Source organism: Eikenella halliae, assembly GCF_001648475.1.
Taxonomy (GTDB): Bacteria; Pseudomonadota; Gammaproteobacteria; order Burkholderiales; family Neisseriaceae; genus Eikenella; species Eikenella halliae.
Map to the genome: position 1 here is coordinate 22,419 of NZ_LXSQ01000006.1, position 17,434 is coordinate 39,852.

The window sequence follows — 17,434 nt, forward strand, 5'->3', positions numbered from 1 at the left end:
AAAATCAGGACAAGGCGACGAGCCGCAGACAGTACAGATAGTACGGCAAGGCGAGGCAACGCTGTACTGGTTTTCGTTAATTCACTATGTTAATTCACTATAAGGGCACTACGGCATCGGCTCGGGAACAGGTTTGATGCCGCAGCCAGCCAAACGGATTTCCGATACCAGGCGACGAGCCGCAGGCAGTGCGAAAGTGCGGCAAGACGGATCAACTCCGTAGCGCAATTAAAGCCTGCCCTATCGCGGCTTGGTTTGGCTGCCAAACGAAAGGCTACCTGAAAAAAGGCTACCTGAAATGGTAAGCCGTGTTTTCAGGTAGCCTCTTTATATTGCCGCAGTGCAGCTTATGTGCGCCGTTGCAGTTTGCAGGCGAGCATGATGCCGGCGGCCAGCTCTTCCACGGATTTGTGGGTGGTGCTGGTGTGGGGGATGCCGTGCTGGCGGAACATAGATTCGGCTTCGTGCACTTCGCGCCGGCAGTTTTCCGGGCTGGCGTATTGGGAGTTGGGGCGGCGCTCGGTGCGGATATGGTGCAAACGGGCGGGATCGATGGTGAGGCCGAAGATTTTGGATTTGAAGGGCTTCACCATGCGCGGCAGGTCGGTGCTGTCCAAATCGTCGGGGGTGAGCGGGTAGTTGGCGGCGCGGATGCCGTATTGCAGGGCGAGGTAGAGGCAGGTGGGGGTTTTGCCGCTGCGGGATACACCCATGAGGATGACGTCGGCATCGGCGAGGTCTTTAGCGGACACGCCGTCGTCGTGGTTGAGGGAGAAGTTGACGGCTTCCATGCGGGCGTCGTAGCGCTCGGTGTTTTGGATGCCGTGGGTGCGCCCCACTTGCAGCACGGCCTGGGTGCCGAGCTCTTCTTCCAGTTTGTTGATGAATGCGTCGAAAAAGCTCAGGTGCAAACCGTTGCAGTTGCGGATGATGTGGCGGATGTCTTCGCTCACGATGCTGGTGAAGATGATGGGGCGCAGGTTGCAGCCGTCGGTAATTTTATTCACTTCGGCCACCACGCGCTCGGCTTTTTCGGGGGTGTCGATAAAGGGATAGGTGAGGCGTTTGAATTCGATGTTGTCGAACTGGTTGAGCAGGGCGTCGCCCATGCCCTCGGCGGTGAGGCCGGTGCGGTCGGAAATAAAGATGGCGTGGCGGGTGCAGGGAGGCATGGTCGGTTCCTTTCAGGTAGCCTTTAAATGCGGGTGGGCAAACGGGTTTGAAAACGGCTTATTTTAGCAGCTTTTGCGCTTCAAGTTTCAGGTAGCCCATGACAGAAATACGGCCAGCGGCTACAATACCGCCGTTTTCCCTTAACTACCCCACAGGACGGAATAGAATCATGTCTGGCAAGAATGTAATCTGGTTTGAAAATCTGCGTATGACCGACGTGGAACAGGTAGGCGGCAAAAACGCCTCCTTGGGCGAAATGATCAGCCAGCTGGCTGAAAAAGGCGTGCGCGTGCCCGGCGGCTTTGCCACCACGGCCGAAGCCTACCGCGCATTTTTGTCGCACAACGGCCTGAATGAGCGCATTTCCGCCGCGCTGGCCGGGCTGGATGTAGACGACGTGGCCGAGCTGGCACGCGTGGGCGCGCAAATCCGCCAATGGATTTTGGAAACGCCCTTCCCCGCCGAACTGGAAGCCGACATCAAAGCCGCATGGGACAAACTGGTGGCCGATGCGGGCACCGACCAAATCTCCGTGGCCGTGCGCTCTTCCGCCACCGCCGAAGACTTGCCCGACGCCTCCTTTGCCGGACAACAGGAAACCTTCCTGAATATCCAAGGCCTCGAAAACGTAAAAGAAGCGATGCACCACGTGTTTGCCTCGCTCTATAACGACCGCGCCATCTCCTACCGCGTGCACAAAGGCTTCGCGCACGACGTGGTGGCGCTCTCCGCCGGCGTGCAGCGCATGGTGCGCTCCGACAGCGGCGCTTCCGGCGTGATGTTCACCATCGACACCGAATCCGGCTTCGACCAAGTGGTGTTCGTAACCGCCTCCTACGGCCTGGGCGAAACCGTGGTGCAAGGTGCGGTAAACCCGGACGAATTCTATGTGCACAAGCCCACCCTGCGCGCCGGCCGCCCCGCCATCCTGCGCAAAACCATGGGTTCCAAACTGATTAAAATGGTGTTCACCGACACCGCCGAAACCGGCAAATCTGTGCAGGTGGTAGATGTGGACGAAGCCGAACGCAAACGCTTCTCCATTAGCAACGAAGAAATCACCGAATTGGCCAAATACGCGCTGATTATCGAAGAACACTACGGCCGCCCGATGGACATCGAATGGGGCCGCGACGGCTTGGACGGCAAGCTCTACATTCTGCAGGCCCGCCCCGAAACCGTGAAATCGCAGGAAGAGCGCAACAGCACCCTGCGCCGCTACCGCATCGAAAACAAATCTACCGTATTGTGCGAAGGCCGCGCCATCGGCCAGAAAGTCGGCCAAGGTACCGTGCGCCTGATTAAAAGCGCTGCCGAAATGGATCAAGTACAGGCCGGCGACGTATTGGTAACCGACATGACCGACCCGGATTGGGAACCGGTGATGAAACGCGCCTCCGCCATCGTGACCAACCGCGGCGGCCGCACCTGCCACGCTGCCATTATCGCCCGCGAATTGGGCATTCCGGCAGTAGTGGGCTGCGGCGACGCCACCGACGTGCTCGCCCACGGCCAAAACGTAACCGTATCCTGCGCCGAGGGCGACACCGGCCTGATTTACGACGGCCTGCTGAAAGTGGAAGTGATTGATTTGGCGCTGGACAATATGCCTGCTTCGCCGGTGAAAATCATGATGAACGTGGGCAACCCCGAGCTCTCCTTCGGCTTTGCCAGCCTGCCCAGCGAAGGCATCGGCCTAGCACGTATGGAATTCATCATCAACCGCCAAATCGGCATCCACCCGCGCGCCCTGCTCGAATTCGACCGCCAAGATGCCGAACTGCAGGCGCAGATTAACGAGCGCATCGCCGGCTACGCCTCACCGGTGGATTTCTACGTGGACAAACTGGCCGAAGGCATCGCCACCATCGCCGCCTCCGCCTACCCGAAAAAGGTAATCGTGCGGATGTCCGACTTCAAATCCAACGAATACGCCAACCTGCTCGGCGGCAATATCTACGAGCCGCACGAAGAAAACCCCATGCTCGGCTACCGCGGCGCTGCCCGCTACATTTCGCCCGACTTCAAAGAGTGCTTCGCGCTCGAATGCCGCGCCCTGAAATACGTGCGCGACGAAATGGGGCTCACCAACGTGGAAATCATGATTCCTTTCGTGCGCACCCTGCATGAAGCCGAAGCCGTGGTGAAAGCACTGAAAGAAAACGGCCTGGAGCGCGGCAAAAACGGCCTGCGCCTGATTATGATGTGCGAGCTGCCCACCAACGCCATCCTGGCCGAGCAGTATCTGAAATACTTCGACGGCTTCTCCATCGGCTCCAACGACATGACCCAGCTCACCATCGGCGTAGACCGCGACAGCGGCGGCCCGATTGCCGGCACCTTCGACGAGCGCGATCCGGCGGTGAAAGTGATGCTGCACCTGGCCATCAAAGCCTGCCGCAAGCTGAACAAATACATCGGTATCTGCGGCCAAGGCCCGTCCGACCACCCCGACTTTGCCAAATGGCTGGTTGAACAAGGCATCGAAACCATTTCGTTAAACCCGGATACCGTGATTGAAACCTGGCTCTATCTGGCTAAAGAGCTGCCGCCCAAGCAGTAAGCCCGGTTAGCAAGCCATAGCAAAGGCTACCTGAAAACACCCGCAGCTATTTTTACACAGCGGGGTTTTCAGGTAGCCTCAATTACATCCTGTCCATACGGCAAGCAATTCGTGCTGCTTTTTGCAGCAATATGCAAATTTTGCTGCCGCCTCAGGCAGCTTGGATTACAATGCCGCCCTGCGAAAGGCTACCTGAAATTTTCAGGTAGCCTCTGCACACACTCCTCCAGTTAAACACCCTCCCCCAATCCGACGCCATGAACGATTTCATCATCACCCCCTTCGAATCGGTACGCACCAACTCGGAGATGTTCCGTTTGGATGCCACGTTCGACAGCATCAACCAAGAATGGGGCGAGGCCTCAAAAATCCTAATCGACAACATCCTGCGCCAAACCACCGAATACCGTTCCGCCTGCGAGCTGATATATGAAAATCAGGGCAAAACGCTGAAGGCCGTTGTATGCAACAAACACACCAATCCCACGCTAAACGGCCTGCCCGTGTTCTCTGCCGAGAGCATTGCCGCCTGGAAAGAACAATACGATTATGTGGAGGATAAATACTATCTCACCATTCCCGACTTGGGCGTGTGCATCGGCGGCATGAGCGGCAAGCAAATCCCCAAAGGCGAAGACCGGCTGGTCATTGTGTTTGCACGCAGCAAGATTGAGTATAACAAAATGTTTGTTCAGGTATAGCCGGTTTTTCAGGTAGCCCGTACACACCACCATAAGGATTCCCTCCCATGACCACCCATTTAGGTTTTCCGCTGGAAACCGTTGCCGTTTTCGTTGTCCTCTCTGTAGGCGCGATTGCCATCGACCTATTTGCCCACCGCAGCGACCAGCCCATGTCGCTCAAAAGCGCCGCGCTGTGGTCGGTGTTTTGGATTGCGGTGTCACTGGCGTTCGGCAGCTATTTGTGGTTCCACCACGGCAGCGAGACGGCCAGCCTGTTTATCACCGGCTATGCGCTGGAAAAAGTGCTGTCGGTGGACAATCTGTTTGTGATGATGGCGATTTTCGCCTGGTTCAAAGTGCCGGAAGGCTACCGCCACCGCGTGCTCTATTGGGGCATTATCGGCGCGATTGTGTTCCGCATGGTGTTTGTCGCCATCGGTACCGGCCTGCTGGCGCTGGGGCCGTATGTCGAACTGGTGTTTGCGCTGATTGTCGGCTGGACGGCGGTGATGATGCTTAAAGCCGGCGACGATGAAGACGAAAACGAAGACTACTCCGACCACCTGGCCTACCGCTGGGTACACCGTTTCTTCCCGGTATGGCCGCGCCTCTACGGGCACAATTTCTTCCTGCACGGCCACGAGCTCACCGAAGCCTGCCGCCAAAACCCCGACGTGCGCCTCGAGCCGGCCGGCAAAGACCTGAAACATCCGGAACAACACCATCCGCAGCCGGTAAAAAAAGGCGCGCTGGTGGCCACGCCGCTGTTTTTGTGCCTGGCCGTTATCGAGATTTCCGACGTGATGTTTGCCTTCGACAGCGTGCCGGCGGTGATTGCCGTATCCAAAGAGCCGCTGATTGTGTACAGCGCCATGATGTTCGCCATCCTCGGCCTGCGCACCATGTATTTCGTGCTCGAAGCCCTGCGCGGCTATTTGGTGCACTTGGAAAAAGCCGTGGTGGCGCTGCTGTTTTTTATCGCGGCGAAGCTGGCGCTTTCCGCCTCCGCGCACCTGTTCCAACACGGCTACGAAATTTCGCCCAACGCCTCGCTGGCGGTGGTGCTGGTGGTGCTGGCCTTGGGCGTGGCTGCTTCTTTCGTGTTCCCGGAAAAAAGCAAAACAGAAGAGCCAGACAAACAGCCGTAAACATCAAACACAGCGGCCCGCCGCAAACAAATTTTCAGGTAGCCTCTCTTGCGTGTAGAGGCTACCTGAAAACATTCAACTGAACACCGCTCTGTGTGATGAGCATTCTTGGAAATGCGCAGAATTTGTCTATAAACCGCTTTTGGAATTCTGGGCGCAGAATAATTCGGCTGGAGCCCAGAATGTTGCTGTCATTTGCAATCATGATAGATTGCCCATTCTCTGCAATCAGTCTAACCGCGCAATCGCTTAGTATAGTGAATTAAATTTAAACCAGTACAGCGTTGCCTCGCCTTGCCGTACTATCTGTACTGTCTGCGGCTCGTCGCCTTGTCCTGATTTAAATTTAATTCACTATAAATACCAATATCTTCCGAGGCCTGCCACGCATAAAGTTTAATTTGCCTCACGCTATCCAGGATAAATGGCTGTTCTAACTTAATAAACAAAGTTGAGCCTTTTATATCCTTTTCTGCCAATATTTTGCAATCGCGTGTATAAAAATCGCGCCAATATAATTCTTGCAAATCGCCCCAATCCGTTGCAATGTGCACATATTGATTTTGGCATGGGAACAGCCAGCAATTGCCAGACAGTTGATCCGACATGTAGAAATCATCTTGAGGTTCGGTTTCATCGAAGGGGTAGCGCAAAGGAGTATGGTGCTCAATGATTCGATGCGTATAAATCTCCACCACAGGCTGCCCAAGCAGATGGCGTAATGCTTCGATAGAAGGTGCGTCAGTTAAAATCTCAAAATGTTTCATCATTGATATCTCGTGCGAAATAGGCTACCTGAAAATTTCAGGTAGCCTTTTTTCATGCCGCCAGCCTTACGCCTTGGGCAGGGTAACACCGGTTTGCCCCATGTATTTGCCTTTGCGGTCTTTGTAGGAGGTTTCGCACACTTCGTCGCTCTCGAAGAAAAGGACTTGCGCCACACCTTCGCCGGCATAGATTTTGGCGGGCAGCGGCGTGGTGTTGGAGAATTCCAGCGTCACATAGCCTTCCCATTCCGGCTCGAACGGGGTTACGTTCACGATAATGCCGCAGCGGGCGTAGGTGGATTTGCCCAGGCACACGGTCAGCACGTTGCGCGGGATGCGGAAATATTCCACGGTGCGTGCCAGTGCGAAGGAGTTGGGCGGGATGATGCAGCAGTCGTCTTCCACGGTGACGAAGTTTTTCGGGTCGAAGTTTTTCGGATCGACGATGGTGCTGTTGATGTTGGTGAAGATTTTGAATTCGTTGGCGCAGCGGATGTCGTAGCCGTAGCTGGACGTGCCGTAGGAAATGATGCGGCGGCCGTCGTGTTCTTTGATTTGGTTCGGCTCGAACGGCTCAATCATGCCGTGCTGTTCGGCCATGCGGCGTATCCATTTGTCGGATTTGATGGTCATGGTATTTTTCCTGGGTTGGGGTTAGTTGAAGGCTACCTGAAAATTTCCATTTATTCTTTCAGGTAGACAAAGGCTGTGTTGATATGGAAGGTTTTTTATTGCCAAGGCGAAGTGCTTCTGCCACGTCCATTCAAAATATCCCGCAGGATTTCGGGGTCGCCAGCAAGCGGTTTGCCAACCTTTTGACAGGCAATGGCGGTGCTAACCAAATAAATAGAAGTATTTGGCTGTTTGTATAATTCGGGCAGGTTAATAGTTTCCTCCCCATCTGTGGCGGTGAAGTTGTGCACTAACCGCCCACGCCCAAAATATTGGCTATGTACCCGCATACCATATACCCGCCCCTGCCCGGTTTGGCAGTCTATTTCTACGGTCATCACGATTGATTGCCCCTTAATTGAGGGATAGCCCGGCTGATCTGTAGTGATATTAGTAACCAACGGATAGGTGATTGTGTTCGGTTTGCCGGACACAGAGGCAATGCCTTGCACACTCAAATATAACGGGTTTGCCCGTTGGGCGATTTTGATAAAGCCCGGTTCGTCAGTTTCCCCCTGGGCATGCAGGCTGCCTGAGAGTAGCAGTAAGGCTAACAATATCCTGTTCTTCATATTTAATCCCTTTGCGGAAGATGTGTTTGGTTTTCAGGTAGCCCATTCACTGCAGGCTACCTGAAAATTATTGCCTATGGCGAACCCGGTTTGCAGCTTGTTCGCGTTCGATAATATCTTGAATATTTTGGAGCACATCAGGTGTACCGCCAAGCGGCTTCCCTACTGTGGAACAGGCCACAACGGCAGCCAGCAGATAGGTAGTAATAGCTGGTTGGCTGTGCAAATTGGGCAAGCTAGCATCTCGCTCCCACTGTAAACCAGTAAAATCATGTGTCAGCCTGCCCCGGCCGAAATGCTCGCTATACATTTTCATACCATATGTCTTACCCTGTCCTGTACGACAGTTCATCTCCATTGTAACCACCACGGAAGAGCCTTTAGCTAGGCTGAAGCCGGGAATATCCGCTGTGATGTTGGAAATTAACGGATAAGTAACCACATCTGGTTTCTCCGGTATTTCCGTCACCCCGATGGTGCTTATATACACGGGGTTATCCCCCTCTTTTATCTGTTCAAAACCGGGCTGGTGGTTGGGTTGCCCTTGGGCATACAGGCTACCTGAAAACAGCAGTAAAGCCAGTAAAGCACTTTTCCACATCATCCTCTTTCCTTTTTATGTTTCCTACTGTTTTCAGGTAGCCTTTGGGAGACGCAGGCTACCTGAAAAACCGGCGTTTAATCCTGCCAGCCGCCCAGAAGCGATACCAATTCCTGCAACAGGGCGGAGAGTGCTTCGGCCATCAGGATTTGCGAGGCAAAGGCCAGGCTGGCGGCATCGTCGCCGTGGCTTTCGGCCTCTTCCTGCAATACATCAAGATATTGGATGCGTTTGAGCGTGAAGTCTTGGGTGAGCACGAAGGCAATCTGCTCGCGCCACACGAGGCCGAGCTGGGTCACGGTTTTGCCGGTTTTCACGTGCTGCACCACTTCGTCGGCGGTCAAATCTTGTTTCGACACGCGAACGGTGGGCGCGGCATCGCCCGTGCCTTTGAGTTCGCACATATCGTCCAACTCAAAACCGCCACCGCACGCACCTTGCAGCAGCCATTCGGTCATCAGCGAAGAGGGCGATTGTTTGGTGTTCGGCAGCTTGGCTTCGAGCCCGCCCAAGGCTTCGCGCAGCTTGGCCAGCAGGTTTTCCGCACGGGTGGCCGAGGCCTGGTTCACCAGCAGGAAGCCGCTGCGCGTGTCGCACACGGCCTGCGTTCTGCTGCTGCGGGTGAAGGCGCGGGGCAGCAGGTCGTCCGTAATTTGTTCTTTGAGCTCCTGCTTTTCTTTGCGCCCCACGGTGCGCACTTCGGCTTCTTGGATTTCGGCGATTTTGTCGTCCAAAATCTCGCGGATTACCCCGGCGGGCAGCACTTTTTCGGATTTTTTCAGCGCCACGCTCCAAGTGAAATCGGCGGGGAACACCAATTCCGGCGAAAATCCTTCCGGCGGGGCAAAGCCTTCGCCAAACCAGTCCAAACCCTGCGGCGGGGCAAATTCGGCCTCTTGCAGCTTGGCGGACAGGGTTTCCAAATCCGGCAGTTTGTCTTTGTTTAGGGGATAAAAGCTGACTTGTTTAAACCACATTTTGCTTGCTGTTTCCGTCTGTTTCAAAGCGCGGCATTATACCGCCAATCCGGCCGGTTTGCCGTTTCCGCCACAACTCCCCGTGCAGGCTTGCTTCTGCCAAAGGCTACCTGAAAACGTGAGCTTCAATAAAGCGAACCCAGGCTGTACAAATTGAAGGCATCGCAGCTGCACGGATCAATCGCCCGCCCTCAGGCAACTTCAAAACCGCCCGCGCCCACCGCCGCTTGACAGCGCACTTTGCATCGGTATAATGCGCGCTCTTTCCCGCACGCGCCCATCGTCTAGAGGCCTAGGACACTGCCCTTTCACGGCGGCAACCGGGGTTCGAATCCCCGTGGGCGTGCCAGTTTCTATTAGCCTGCAACCTGAAAAAGGTGCGGGCTAATTTCATTTTATCTTTATAATTCAATCGCATCTTTCAATTATTGGCTATTCATAGCCTGCTCTTGCTTTACCTCTCATTTGTGCTTTTTTGTTTCTGTTTTGCTCTGTTTGTGCCTATAATTGCAACGGATTTGCAACGCAATTTGCAACAGCGTTGCAACGGCTCGGAGGTAAAAAGCAATGGCATCTATCCGCAAAAAATCTAACGGTATGTGGTTGGCGCAGGTGCGGCGGGTGGCTCGGGATGGGCTGCCGGCGCTAAACCGCTCGGCTTCGTTCCCGCGCAAGGCGGAGGCGGAGGCTTGGGCGGCAAAAATCGAAAATGAGTGGCGCACGCTGCGCTTTGGTGGTGCGCCGAATGTGCCGTTTGCCGATGTGCTGGAGCGGTATAAAAACGAGGTATCGGTGCACAAACACGGCTGGCGCAATGAGACTAATATCATCAACCGCGTGCTGCGCACGCCGTTGGCGGAGGTGCGGCTGCCGCATTTGTCGGAGCTGCAGTTCCAGGCGTGGGCGGATGAGCGCAAAAAAGAGGTGAGTACGGCCACGCTGCGGCGGGAGTGGGTGTTGCTGTCTAATGTTTTGACGGTGGCATCTAAGCAATGGCGCTGGCTACCTGAAAACTTTATGCAGCGGCTGGATAAACCTGCAGATGGGCTGGCTCGCACGCAGCGGGTAACGGATGAGGATGCGGCGGCGGTGGCGTTTGCGGGCGGTTATACGCCTGACTGCGTACCGAGCGCGCGCACGCAGCGGGCGGCGGCAGCGTTTTATTTTGCGTTGGAAACGGCGATGCGGGCGGGGGAAATTGTGATGCTGACGTGGGATTGTGTGTTTTATGATCGCCGCTATGTACATATCCCGCTTACCAAAAACGGCCACCCGCGCAATGTGCCGCTAAGTAGCAAGGCGGTGGCGATTTTGCGGCAGATGGAAACGGTGCGCGAAAATGCTTTTGTGTTTAATATCACCAGCGGTTCGCTGGATGCGCTGTTTCGCAAGCTCAAGCGGCGCAGCTTGCTGGAAAACCTGCATTTTCATGATGCCCGGCGTGAGGCGCTGACGCGGCTGGCCAAGATATATTCGCCGATGGAGCTTGCTAAGATTTCGGGACACCGTGATTTGCGAATTTTGCTCAATACCTACTACGCGCCCACGGTGGAGGATTTGGCGGAAAAATTGGAATAAGGAAAGCGGCCGATTGGCCGCTTGTTTATTGCTGTCTGCATGATTTGATGTATTTTACGACGTCGCCGGCTATCCAGCGGCGGTTTTTTTTGCCGCTGCCGCGCTGGCGTTTTTCAGGGTCAACCGGCGCGGGAAAATCGGGGCGGCAGACGATTTTGTTGTAGGTGTGGCTGTAGGAATAATTCATCATTTCCGCAATATCAGCGGTATCGATCAGGATGGCCGAATCTTCGGTGAGTCCGGCCAGCCTGCCGCGCTGCTGATTGTTGTGCAGCTCCTGCACCATTGATAGGATGGTTTTAATCTCGTTCATGTTTTACCTCTAGTTCCGCCGCGCTGGATGTGATCGGGTATGTGGGGTGGTGCTGGCGATTTAATTGGTTGCCAGTGAGTAATGTTTTGGACAGATAAGGACGGGTACATCATGGAGTCTCCCCAAACATATTCTCCCGTTTCCTGGTCTAAACATCGGTAGGCAATCATAACTGCCGGAACAACTGGACTAAATTTCGATAGCGGATTTGGATAAATAAAATATCTTTGATTAGTGCCCAAAGAGCCTTTGGACATTAATTTTGGATCATCTTCAGGCAGGCTATCCTCCACGCTTATCCATTCGGATTGCGCGGCTTTGGCTTGCCAGCCTTCCCATTTGTACTGTGTGCCGAGGCGGCTGTATTCGTCGCCTACTCGTTCCGTTTGCGGGTTAGTTGGATATAGCTCGGCCATCCATGCCTCAAACGCCAGGCGCTCTTGTTCGATTCTTTCAGGTGTCATGATTGCTCCTTCATAAAAGTAAACCAATGCGTGCGGCCGTGGCGGCCGGTGGGATGTCCGAATAAGGGTTGGTGCGGCGTGAGCGCCAAAATCTGCGGCACTTTGATTTGGTCTTCATTCCACTTAAAAATCAGCACGCCGCCGGGCTTGAGCACGCGGAAGCATTCGGCGAAGCCTTGGCTGATGTCGTCGCGCCAGTCTTGGGTGAGCTGGCCGTATTTTTTGGCCAACCATGATTTTTTCCCGGCCCGTACAAGGTGCGGCGGGTCGAAAACCACCAAGTTAAAACTGTTGTCGGCAAATGGCAGCGCGGTAAAGTCCAGCCGCACATCCGGGTGGATTTCGAGGTGGCGCAGGTTGCCACGGTCTTTCAGGTAGTGGCTTTCGGTGCGCAGGTCGCCGAACAGGCAACGCTGGTCTTGCTTGTCAAACCACATCATGCGGCTGCCGCAGCATGGGTCTAGGATGGGTGGCATTTTCAGGTAGCCTCTTCCGCCTGTATGGCCGCATCTATTGCATCACGCAGTAGTAATTTTGGCGCGGTCGGCTTGTTATCCTCGTTTTGTAGCTGCCAACCCATATTCATTTCGCGTTTTAGGCAGCCTGAAATCGGGATGGCGCGCTCGATAAAATCCAACCGGACGGTATCGGGATGAGGGATGAGTTCTAAGCTTTCTCTGTTTATCCAAGCATCAAAACGCGAATCGTCTTTAAAAGAAACATAAAAATCAATGTTACCCTCCTTTACATATGAAATAACCCCGATACCATATTTTTTATGGCGAACCATATCGCCGAATTTAAATTGATGGGTCATGGTTGCTCCTTGTTTATCGGTTCGCTATCTTCGCCACCTTCGGCAGGTGGGATGCTGCCTGCGTTGATGGCATCTACGGCAAAGGCTAGGTCGCATAAAGCATTAATATCTTCGGGGGTGGCTCGGGCGATTTTCATTTTTCGGTCTCCTTATCTGTAAGGGGTGTTTTGGATTTCGGCGATTTTTTCTTTCCGTCGTTGTAAGGCGGCGGGGCTGATAGCTTGGTATTTGTTGCAAGCCGGGGTTTTGTAGGGCAGCGAGCGCCAGCTTTCGCCGTGGGCGCAGGCTGCCATCCAGTGGCGCAGCATGGGCACGGGTTTGATTTCGCCACTGCTGCTTTTGTAGGTGGTTTTCCAGTGGCGGCAGGTTAGGCAGGTAGCGGTCATTGTTTCCTTTCCTGCGTTTCAAACTTTGCCAAAAATCGCCTGCAGCTTTTTAAGTCGCGGCTGGCCTCTTCGGCGGCGGAGGTGTCGCCGATTTCTTCGGCGGCTGCCAGCTCTTGCTCTTTTTCTGCGATACGGCGACAGAAATAATTGACGTCTAAACAGATTGTCATGCTGCCTCCATATGTATAAAGCGCTGGATAAACGCCACTACCTGCTGCGCCTCTTCGCGGGTGAGGGTGATTTCGCTGCGGATGCCGTGGCTGCGGCTGATGGCAAAACTGCCGTCGGAAAAGCCGCCGATTTTCAGGGTGCGCTCGCTGATTGGCTGTTCGCCTGCGTTGGCTTTGATGGGTAAAAACGGTACGGCCACGGTGTCGTCTTCGCTTAGTAGTTCGGCGGCGCTGGCGGGTGGTTCTGCCTGCACGGCCTGCGGCGGCGGTTCCGGCTGCGGTGCCGGTTGCCGCGCTGGCTCGGGTTTGGTTTTCGGTTTAGGCCCGGGCTTTTTGCGCGGTTGCGGCTTCAGGCTGCCTGCTTGCGCGGCATCGCGGTATCTTGAGCGCCCGCCGATGATTTCGCACTCGACCGCGCCGATTTGTTCCATTCGGTATAAAACATCAATGGCTTCCGCGCCCAAGCCAGTGCTTTTGGCGATGCTGGCAACGCTGTACCAATTCCCATCCGACAGTAATTCCGCCACTTTTCGCTGTGCGGGCAAGCCTGCTTTAATGGTCATGGCTGCTCTCCTGCGGGCTCGTACACCACGCCGCGCATCACCTCGTAATCAGTCATGCTTTCGTATTGCCTTGCCGCTGCCGCTGCTGCCGCTTCGGCCTGCAGGTCTTTTGCGGCGATGATTTCGGCGCTGGTGGGCTCGCTGGCGCTGTTTTGCGCGGCGGGCTGCAGATAGGGGTCGTGCGCGTCGATATTGGGCACGGCGGCCAGCGCGGTTGCGGCGATGGCGGCGCAAATCAGTTTGAGGATAACGGGTTTCATGATTTAGTCCCGGGTTGTTTGGTTTTAAAATCAGTTGATTGCTTGGTTTTAGTCCCTGCCTTGCGGCAGGCTACCTGAAATGGGTTGGGTGCAGGTCTCCGGCTCCGTATTTGGGTGTTGCGATAAGGCCGGTCTTTGCTTTTTCCGTGGCCTGCTGCCGCCGTTTTCCCACCTGCGGCTGGGGCATGGGCACTACCACATGATTACAACAATAGGATGCAGGCTGCCTGCAACAGCACGATGGCCTGCGTGATAATGGCTAGGGTGATTAGGGTAAGTTGTACGGTGGTTTCGTTCATTTTTTGCTCCTCGGCATGGGGCAGGCGGCTGTGATGCGCGGGTAAAGGAGAGACCGCTCCGCCGTTGTGGGCGGCAACCGCCTGCCCGATGCCGCCTGATTCAGGCGGCGGGAAGGTTTAAGCCGGTTTGCCGTTGTAAATCGGCAGTTCGGGCAGGGCTTCGCGCAGGGCTTTGGCGATGTCTTGGGCGGCCAGCTCCATTACGCGGTGCAGCTGTTGCAGCTCGTACCACAGGATTAAGCCGCCGTTGTTTTTGTCGATGCGGAATTTGAGCAGCGCCTCGACAAAGTAGGTTTTGCCGCCCAAAAACGGGGTAAAGGCCACGCCGAATTTCTCAAAGGCTTTCAGGGTGGTGTCGGTTTTGCCCGCGTCCTCACTCTGGAACACAAAATTCATGCGGCCGTCTTGCTCGCGGTAGCCTTGTTTAAAGGTGGTTTTCTCGGTGTATTCGAGGTTTAGGGCAAAATCCAACACTTCGGAGCCGGTGGGGTATTTGGCTGCCGGGTCGTCCGGGTTGGAGCTCACGATGTCGCGGGCGTTGTTGGTGAGCACGCCGGCAAACTGGATTTGGTTCAGTTTTTCGCCGTTGTAGCTCTTCCACTCGCGGGCGGCTGGCGTAAATACCGGTTGGTAGTCGATACCAAAATCCTTAAAGCCGCTGGCTTCGGCGGTATCGCCGTTGAGCACGGCGCGGATGCCGATGTCGCCGCGCAGGAAATCGGCATTAATGTAGATTTCCGTGCCTGCTGTTTGGTGTTTTTTGACGTAGGCGATGAGGCTGTCTAGGTCGTGGGCGGTGGCGAAGCCTTTTTTGCGGGCAGGTTCGGCGCGGTTGAGGCTGTAGCTGTTGTAGTTCCACCCGCCGTTTCCGTTTGGGTTAAATACTACCGGCGTGCCGTCGGGCATGGCGGCGATAAAGGGTTTTTGTGCCGCGTCCAGTGCGGTGCGGATGATGTCGTTTTGGTTTTCCATAGTCGGATTTCCTGTTTTAAGTGGGTTGGTAAATGGCACTTATTTGGTGCCGGTGAGTTTGATTACTTTGGTGGATTCGCCCGTGCCCTGCAGGTCGAGCTTGGCTTGGGCGGGGTCTTCGGTGGTGAGGTTGCCTTCGGGGGTGGCGAATACGATGCCGCCCTCACGTTTTTCTTTCGGCAGCTTGCTGGCGATGTCGTGGCTGATGCGCACGGTGCCGTCTTTGATGTTTTGCGAGTCAATCGTCAGCTTGAGCGTGACCGTGGCGCGTTTGCCGTGCGACAGGCAGGCGGCTACGGCGGCGCTGATGGCTTCGCCCAGCTCGGTATCGAGCAGGCCGCTGTTGATGGCGCGCAGCATCGTGGTGGCGGGGATGATTTTTTTATCTTGGTTCATGATGGTCTCCATATGAGAGGGTTAGGCGGCGGGATTGCCGGATTGCTTGTATAAATCGGTCAGCCAGTCGATGGCGGCTTGGGTTTTTGCAGCCAACATCAGGCCGTCGGCGGTGGTGTGAGGGTTATTCGGATTGAGGCGGATTTCGCACAGGCGGTCTCGACGGTCGGCGTGGCGGAAGTTGGTATCGATATAGAGTACGTTTTGCTCGGCGTTAAATTCCACGTCGATTTTTAAGGTGGGGCTGTTCAGGCGCACGGCGAGGTTCAGCAAATCGCCCAATGTGGGTTCGGGTGCGGCTTCAGGCTCGACGCGCACGGCTTCGGCGATGTAGGCGGACGGCCAGCGGCGCTTGATGACGTCGATAGCGGCGGCTTTGTGGTCGGTGGTGATGCTGCTGCCGGTTTCGATGCTGCAGCTGCCGTCTTGGTATTCGGTGAGGGTGGCGGCTTGTACGTCTTCGCCGCCGTGGCTGGGCAGCATGATGGGGTAGGTTTTCACTTGGTTTCCTTTTCAGGTAGCCTGCCCGGGCGGGCAGGCGGCTTTTTTAGTGGATAATGGGCTCGATAAAGTAGGTGCAGGATAGGTTGCGGGCTTCGGCGCAGGCTGCCACGCGGTCTGAACAAATGATGCGGTTGCCGTCGAGCATCTCGATTAGGTAGTGCGGGCGGCGGCGGAAGTTGCAAATCTGTTTGAAGATACGTCCAACGGTGCACTCACGATGAGCGTTGGCGATGCTGGAATCCATAACGTTTGCAATGTGGATGGTGGATGACATTTGATTTGCTCCATGTGTTGTTGATTTGTTGGAGCGTATTTTACCAAAGATAAACTATATTGCAATACCTAAGATAAACTTTATGATAAATTTAATGGTAAATTTAGATTGACTATTGATATATAAAAGAATATTTTTTCTGACAAAAGATAAAAAAAGGCTACCTGAAGTTCAGGTAGCCTTTTAATTCATTGATTATCAAAGATTACATGAAGTCTAACGTCCAGCGAGCCACTACGCTGCCGTCAATCCTCACAATGTCTTGATTGTCTTCGCTGATGATTTGCGGTTTGTATTTCGGGTTGTCGCTGATGATGCTCAATTCACCAGTAAGCAGCACCTCCAGCCTCTTCACGCGGAAACCGCCCACATTGGAGGAAATCACATAGATGCCCTCGCCGTCGTAGTAATTTTTGCTCACGTTCACAAACAGCAAATCCCCGTCTGAAATGGTTGGCTCCATTGAATCGCCTTTTGCCCAAAACAGCCGTATTTTCCTGATGGCCTTGCCAAATTTTTTGCGCGCCCAGTCTTCGGACACGTCGATCATCTTTAATGGCTCAAGGTCGGTTTGGTCATCTTCGCTACTGCCGGCAACCGCTGGCTTATTCATCAGCTCAATGCGGATAAAGCCGGGGCGCGGCTCGGCGGTATCGGCCACATAAACATCTCCACGGCTTTCTTTGCCATCCATCCAGCCGCGCGGCAGGTCTAGCGCGGTTTCAATTTGCGCGGCAACACCATCTCCAATAGCACGCACACCATTCAGCCAGTGGCTGATTTGCGATGGGCTTTTTTTGATGGCTTTGGCAAATTCTTTTTGGCTGCCTTCAAATTGTTCTGCAATCAAGGTTTTCAGTCTATCTACGCGATTCATGATTTTAGCCTTTCGTGATATACGCACTATATACCACTGCTAATTTATCATGGGTATTGCAATTTAGTTTATCTCAGGTATAATATTTAGCAAATAAATTGAGATTTGATAAATGGACATCCGCGAATACTTTACAAAACACCCTGGCAGCCAGCTAGCCTTAGCGAAGCTGCTTAATGTTACGCCTGGCTTTGTTAATCATCTTGTGATGGGTAGGCGTCCTGTGCCGATTAAATATTGCTTGCAGATTGAGCGATATACCGAGGGCAAGGTTACCCGTCGCGATTTGCGCCCGAATGATTTTGCGCAAATTTGGCCGGAGCTGGCCGCCTAGTTTCCTCTTTCTTCGGCACTCCCTCCCTTGTGCCGGGGTTTTCGGCGGCTTTCTATTCTTCTTTTCCGCCG

The 17,434-nt window shown here is 54.5% G+C and carries 24 protein-coding genes, 1 tRNA gene and 1 pseudogene; 6 read left to right on the top strand and 20 right to left on the bottom strand.

All coding sequences use genetic code 11. The annotated features are described in order from the left end of the window. Positions 1-347: 347 nt before the first annotated feature. A complete protein-coding gene (gene ppsR / locus A7Q00_RS01705; RefSeq protein ID WP_064088920.1) occupies positions 348-1,172 on the bottom strand; it encodes a posphoenolpyruvate synthetase regulatory kinase/phosphorylase PpsR in 825 nt (274 codons plus the stop codon). A gap of 170 nt (positions 1,173-1,342) precedes the next feature. Between ppsR and ppsA the strand changes: the two genes are divergently transcribed. From ppsA to A7Q00_RS01720, 3 genes are all read left to right on the top strand, one after another. Continuing rightward, positions 1,343-3,736, top strand: coding sequence for a phosphoenolpyruvate synthase (ppsA, locus tag A7Q00_RS01710; protein WP_064088921.1), 2,394 nt, complete (start codon positions 1,343-1,345; stop codon positions 3,734-3,736). A 257-nt stretch (positions 3,737-3,993) separates the two neighbouring features. After that, on the top strand, positions 3,994-4,437 hold the full coding sequence (locus A7Q00_RS01715) for a hypothetical protein (RefSeq protein WP_064088922.1): 444 nt from the start codon (positions 3,994-3,996) through the stop codon (positions 4,435-4,437). A 47-nt stretch (positions 4,438-4,484) separates the two neighbouring features. Then, complete coding sequence (locus tag A7Q00_RS01720; RefSeq protein WP_064088923.1) at positions 4,485-5,567, top strand: TerC/Alx family metal homeostasis membrane protein; 1,083 nt, start codon at positions 4,485-4,487, stop codon at positions 5,565-5,567. A 252-nt stretch (positions 5,568-5,819) separates the two neighbouring features. On the opposite strand, the pseudogene A7Q00_RS13230 reads toward A7Q00_RS01720, so the two are convergent. From A7Q00_RS13230 to A7Q00_RS01745, 5 genes and pseudogenes are all read right to left on the bottom strand, one after another. Continuing rightward, a pseudogene (locus tag A7Q00_RS13230) lies at positions 5,820-5,926 on the bottom strand (IS5/IS1182 family transposase); the annotation flags it as partial. A 474-nt stretch (positions 5,927-6,400) separates the two neighbouring features. Next, positions 6,401-6,967 (bottom strand): dCTP deaminase, encoded by a 567-nt coding sequence (gene dcd, locus A7Q00_RS01730; RefSeq protein WP_064088925.1) that lies wholly within the window; start codon positions 6,965-6,967, stop codon positions 6,401-6,403. A gap of 95 nt (positions 6,968-7,062) precedes the next feature. Then, entirely contained in the window at positions 7,063-7,578 is a 516-nt protein-coding gene (locus A7Q00_RS01735) for a surface-adhesin E family protein (RefSeq protein ID WP_064088926.1), read from the bottom strand. Between the two features lie 67 nt (positions 7,579-7,645). Continuing rightward, positions 7,646-8,182, bottom strand: coding sequence for a surface-adhesin E family protein (locus A7Q00_RS01740; RefSeq protein ID WP_064088927.1), 537 nt, complete (start codon positions 8,180-8,182; stop codon positions 7,646-7,648). A 74-nt stretch (positions 8,183-8,256) separates the two neighbouring features. Beyond that, entirely contained in the window at positions 8,257-9,156 is a 900-nt protein-coding gene (locus tag A7Q00_RS01745; protein WP_064088928.1) for a recombination-associated protein RdgC, read from the bottom strand. 273 nt (positions 9,157-9,429) lie between these two features. On the opposite strand from A7Q00_RS01745, the gene A7Q00_RS01750 reads away from it, so the two are divergent. Continuing rightward, positions 9,430-9,505 (top strand) — tRNA-Glu (locus tag A7Q00_RS01750). A gap of 218 nt (positions 9,506-9,723) precedes the next feature. Continuing rightward, positions 9,724-10,734, top strand: coding sequence for a site-specific integrase (locus A7Q00_RS01755; protein ID WP_064088929.1), 1,011 nt, complete (start codon positions 9,724-9,726; stop codon positions 10,732-10,734). A 25-nt stretch (positions 10,735-10,759) separates the two neighbouring features. Here A7Q00_RS01755 and A7Q00_RS01760 read toward each other — a convergent pair whose 3' ends face one another. The 14 genes from A7Q00_RS01760 to A7Q00_RS01815 all read right to left on the bottom strand — a co-directional run bounded on the left by A7Q00_RS01760 (position 10,760) and on the right by A7Q00_RS01815 (position 17,029). Beyond that, positions 10,760-11,047, bottom strand: a complete 288-nt coding sequence (locus A7Q00_RS01760; protein WP_064088930.1) for a hypothetical protein — start codon at positions 11,045-11,047, stop codon at positions 10,760-10,762. Next, on the bottom strand, positions 11,044-11,511 hold the full coding sequence (locus tag A7Q00_RS01765; protein ID WP_064088931.1) for a DUF551 domain-containing protein: 468 nt from the start codon (positions 11,509-11,511) through the stop codon (positions 11,044-11,046). Before A7Q00_RS01765 ends, A7Q00_RS01760 begins: the two co-directional genes overlap by 4 nt. Beyond that, positions 11,508-11,987 carry a TRM11 family methyltransferase gene (locus tag A7Q00_RS01770; RefSeq protein ID WP_064088932.1) on the bottom strand — a complete coding sequence of 160 codons (480 nt, stop codon included), beginning with the start codon at positions 11,985-11,987 and terminating at the stop codon, positions 11,508-11,510. Before A7Q00_RS01770 ends, A7Q00_RS01765 begins: the two co-directional genes overlap by 4 nt. Positions 11,988-11,989: 2 nt before the next feature. Further along, positions 11,990-12,328, bottom strand: coding sequence for a hypothetical protein (locus tag A7Q00_RS01775; protein WP_064088933.1), 339 nt, complete (start codon positions 12,326-12,328; stop codon positions 11,990-11,992). Continuing rightward, positions 12,325-12,465: a hypothetical protein gene (locus A7Q00_RS13235; RefSeq protein ID WP_156503686.1), complete on the bottom strand. Its 141-nt coding sequence runs from the start codon at positions 12,463-12,465 to the stop codon at positions 12,325-12,327. The genes A7Q00_RS01775 and A7Q00_RS13235 overlap by 4 nt, the downstream gene beginning before the upstream one ends. 12 nt (positions 12,466-12,477) lie before the next feature. After that, entirely contained in the window at positions 12,478-12,714 is a 237-nt protein-coding gene (locus A7Q00_RS01780) for a hypothetical protein (RefSeq protein ID WP_064088934.1), read from the bottom strand. Further along, entirely contained in the window at positions 12,711-12,884 is a 174-nt protein-coding gene (locus tag A7Q00_RS13240; protein WP_156503687.1) for a hypothetical protein, read from the bottom strand. The genes A7Q00_RS01780 and A7Q00_RS13240 overlap by 4 nt, the downstream gene beginning before the upstream one ends. Then, positions 12,881-13,447 carry a hypothetical protein gene (locus A7Q00_RS01785; RefSeq protein WP_064088935.1) on the bottom strand — a complete coding sequence of 189 codons (567 nt, stop codon included), beginning with the start codon at positions 13,445-13,447 and terminating at the stop codon, positions 12,881-12,883. The genes A7Q00_RS13240 and A7Q00_RS01785 overlap by 4 nt, the downstream gene beginning before the upstream one ends. Continuing rightward, positions 13,444-13,707 (bottom strand): hypothetical protein, encoded by a 264-nt coding sequence (locus tag A7Q00_RS01790; RefSeq protein ID WP_064088936.1) that lies wholly within the window; start codon positions 13,705-13,707, stop codon positions 13,444-13,446. The genes A7Q00_RS01785 and A7Q00_RS01790 overlap by 4 nt, the downstream gene beginning before the upstream one ends. Before the next feature lie 416 nt (positions 13,708-14,123). After that, positions 14,124-14,978, bottom strand: coding sequence for a DUF2303 family protein (locus A7Q00_RS01795; RefSeq protein WP_064088937.1), 855 nt, complete (start codon positions 14,976-14,978; stop codon positions 14,124-14,126). 39 nt (positions 14,979-15,017) lie between these two features. Continuing rightward, on the bottom strand, positions 15,018-15,374 hold the full coding sequence (locus A7Q00_RS01800) for a hypothetical protein (protein WP_245637504.1): 357 nt from the start codon (positions 15,372-15,374) through the stop codon (positions 15,018-15,020). A 21-nt stretch (positions 15,375-15,395) separates the two neighbouring features. Continuing rightward, a complete protein-coding gene (locus A7Q00_RS01805; RefSeq protein ID WP_064088939.1) occupies positions 15,396-15,875 on the bottom strand; it encodes a hypothetical protein in 480 nt (159 codons plus the stop codon). 46 nt (positions 15,876-15,921) lie between these two features. Beyond that, the gene (locus tag A7Q00_RS01810; RefSeq protein ID WP_064088940.1) at positions 15,922-16,152 is read right to left on the bottom strand and encodes a hypothetical protein; all 231 of its coding nucleotides are present in this window, start codon (positions 16,150-16,152) and stop codon (positions 15,922-15,924) included. Positions 16,153-16,357: 205 nt separating this feature from the next. Further along, positions 16,358-17,029, bottom strand: coding sequence for a S24 family peptidase (locus A7Q00_RS01815; protein ID WP_064088941.1), 672 nt, complete (start codon positions 17,027-17,029; stop codon positions 16,358-16,360). A gap of 112 nt (positions 17,030-17,141) precedes the next feature. Here A7Q00_RS01815 and A7Q00_RS01820 point away from each other — a divergent pair, with 112 nt between their 5' ends. Beyond that, entirely contained in the window at positions 17,142-17,363 is a 222-nt protein-coding gene (locus tag A7Q00_RS01820) for a transcriptional regulator (protein ID WP_064088942.1), read from the top strand. Positions 17,364-17,434 lie beyond the last annotated feature (71 nt).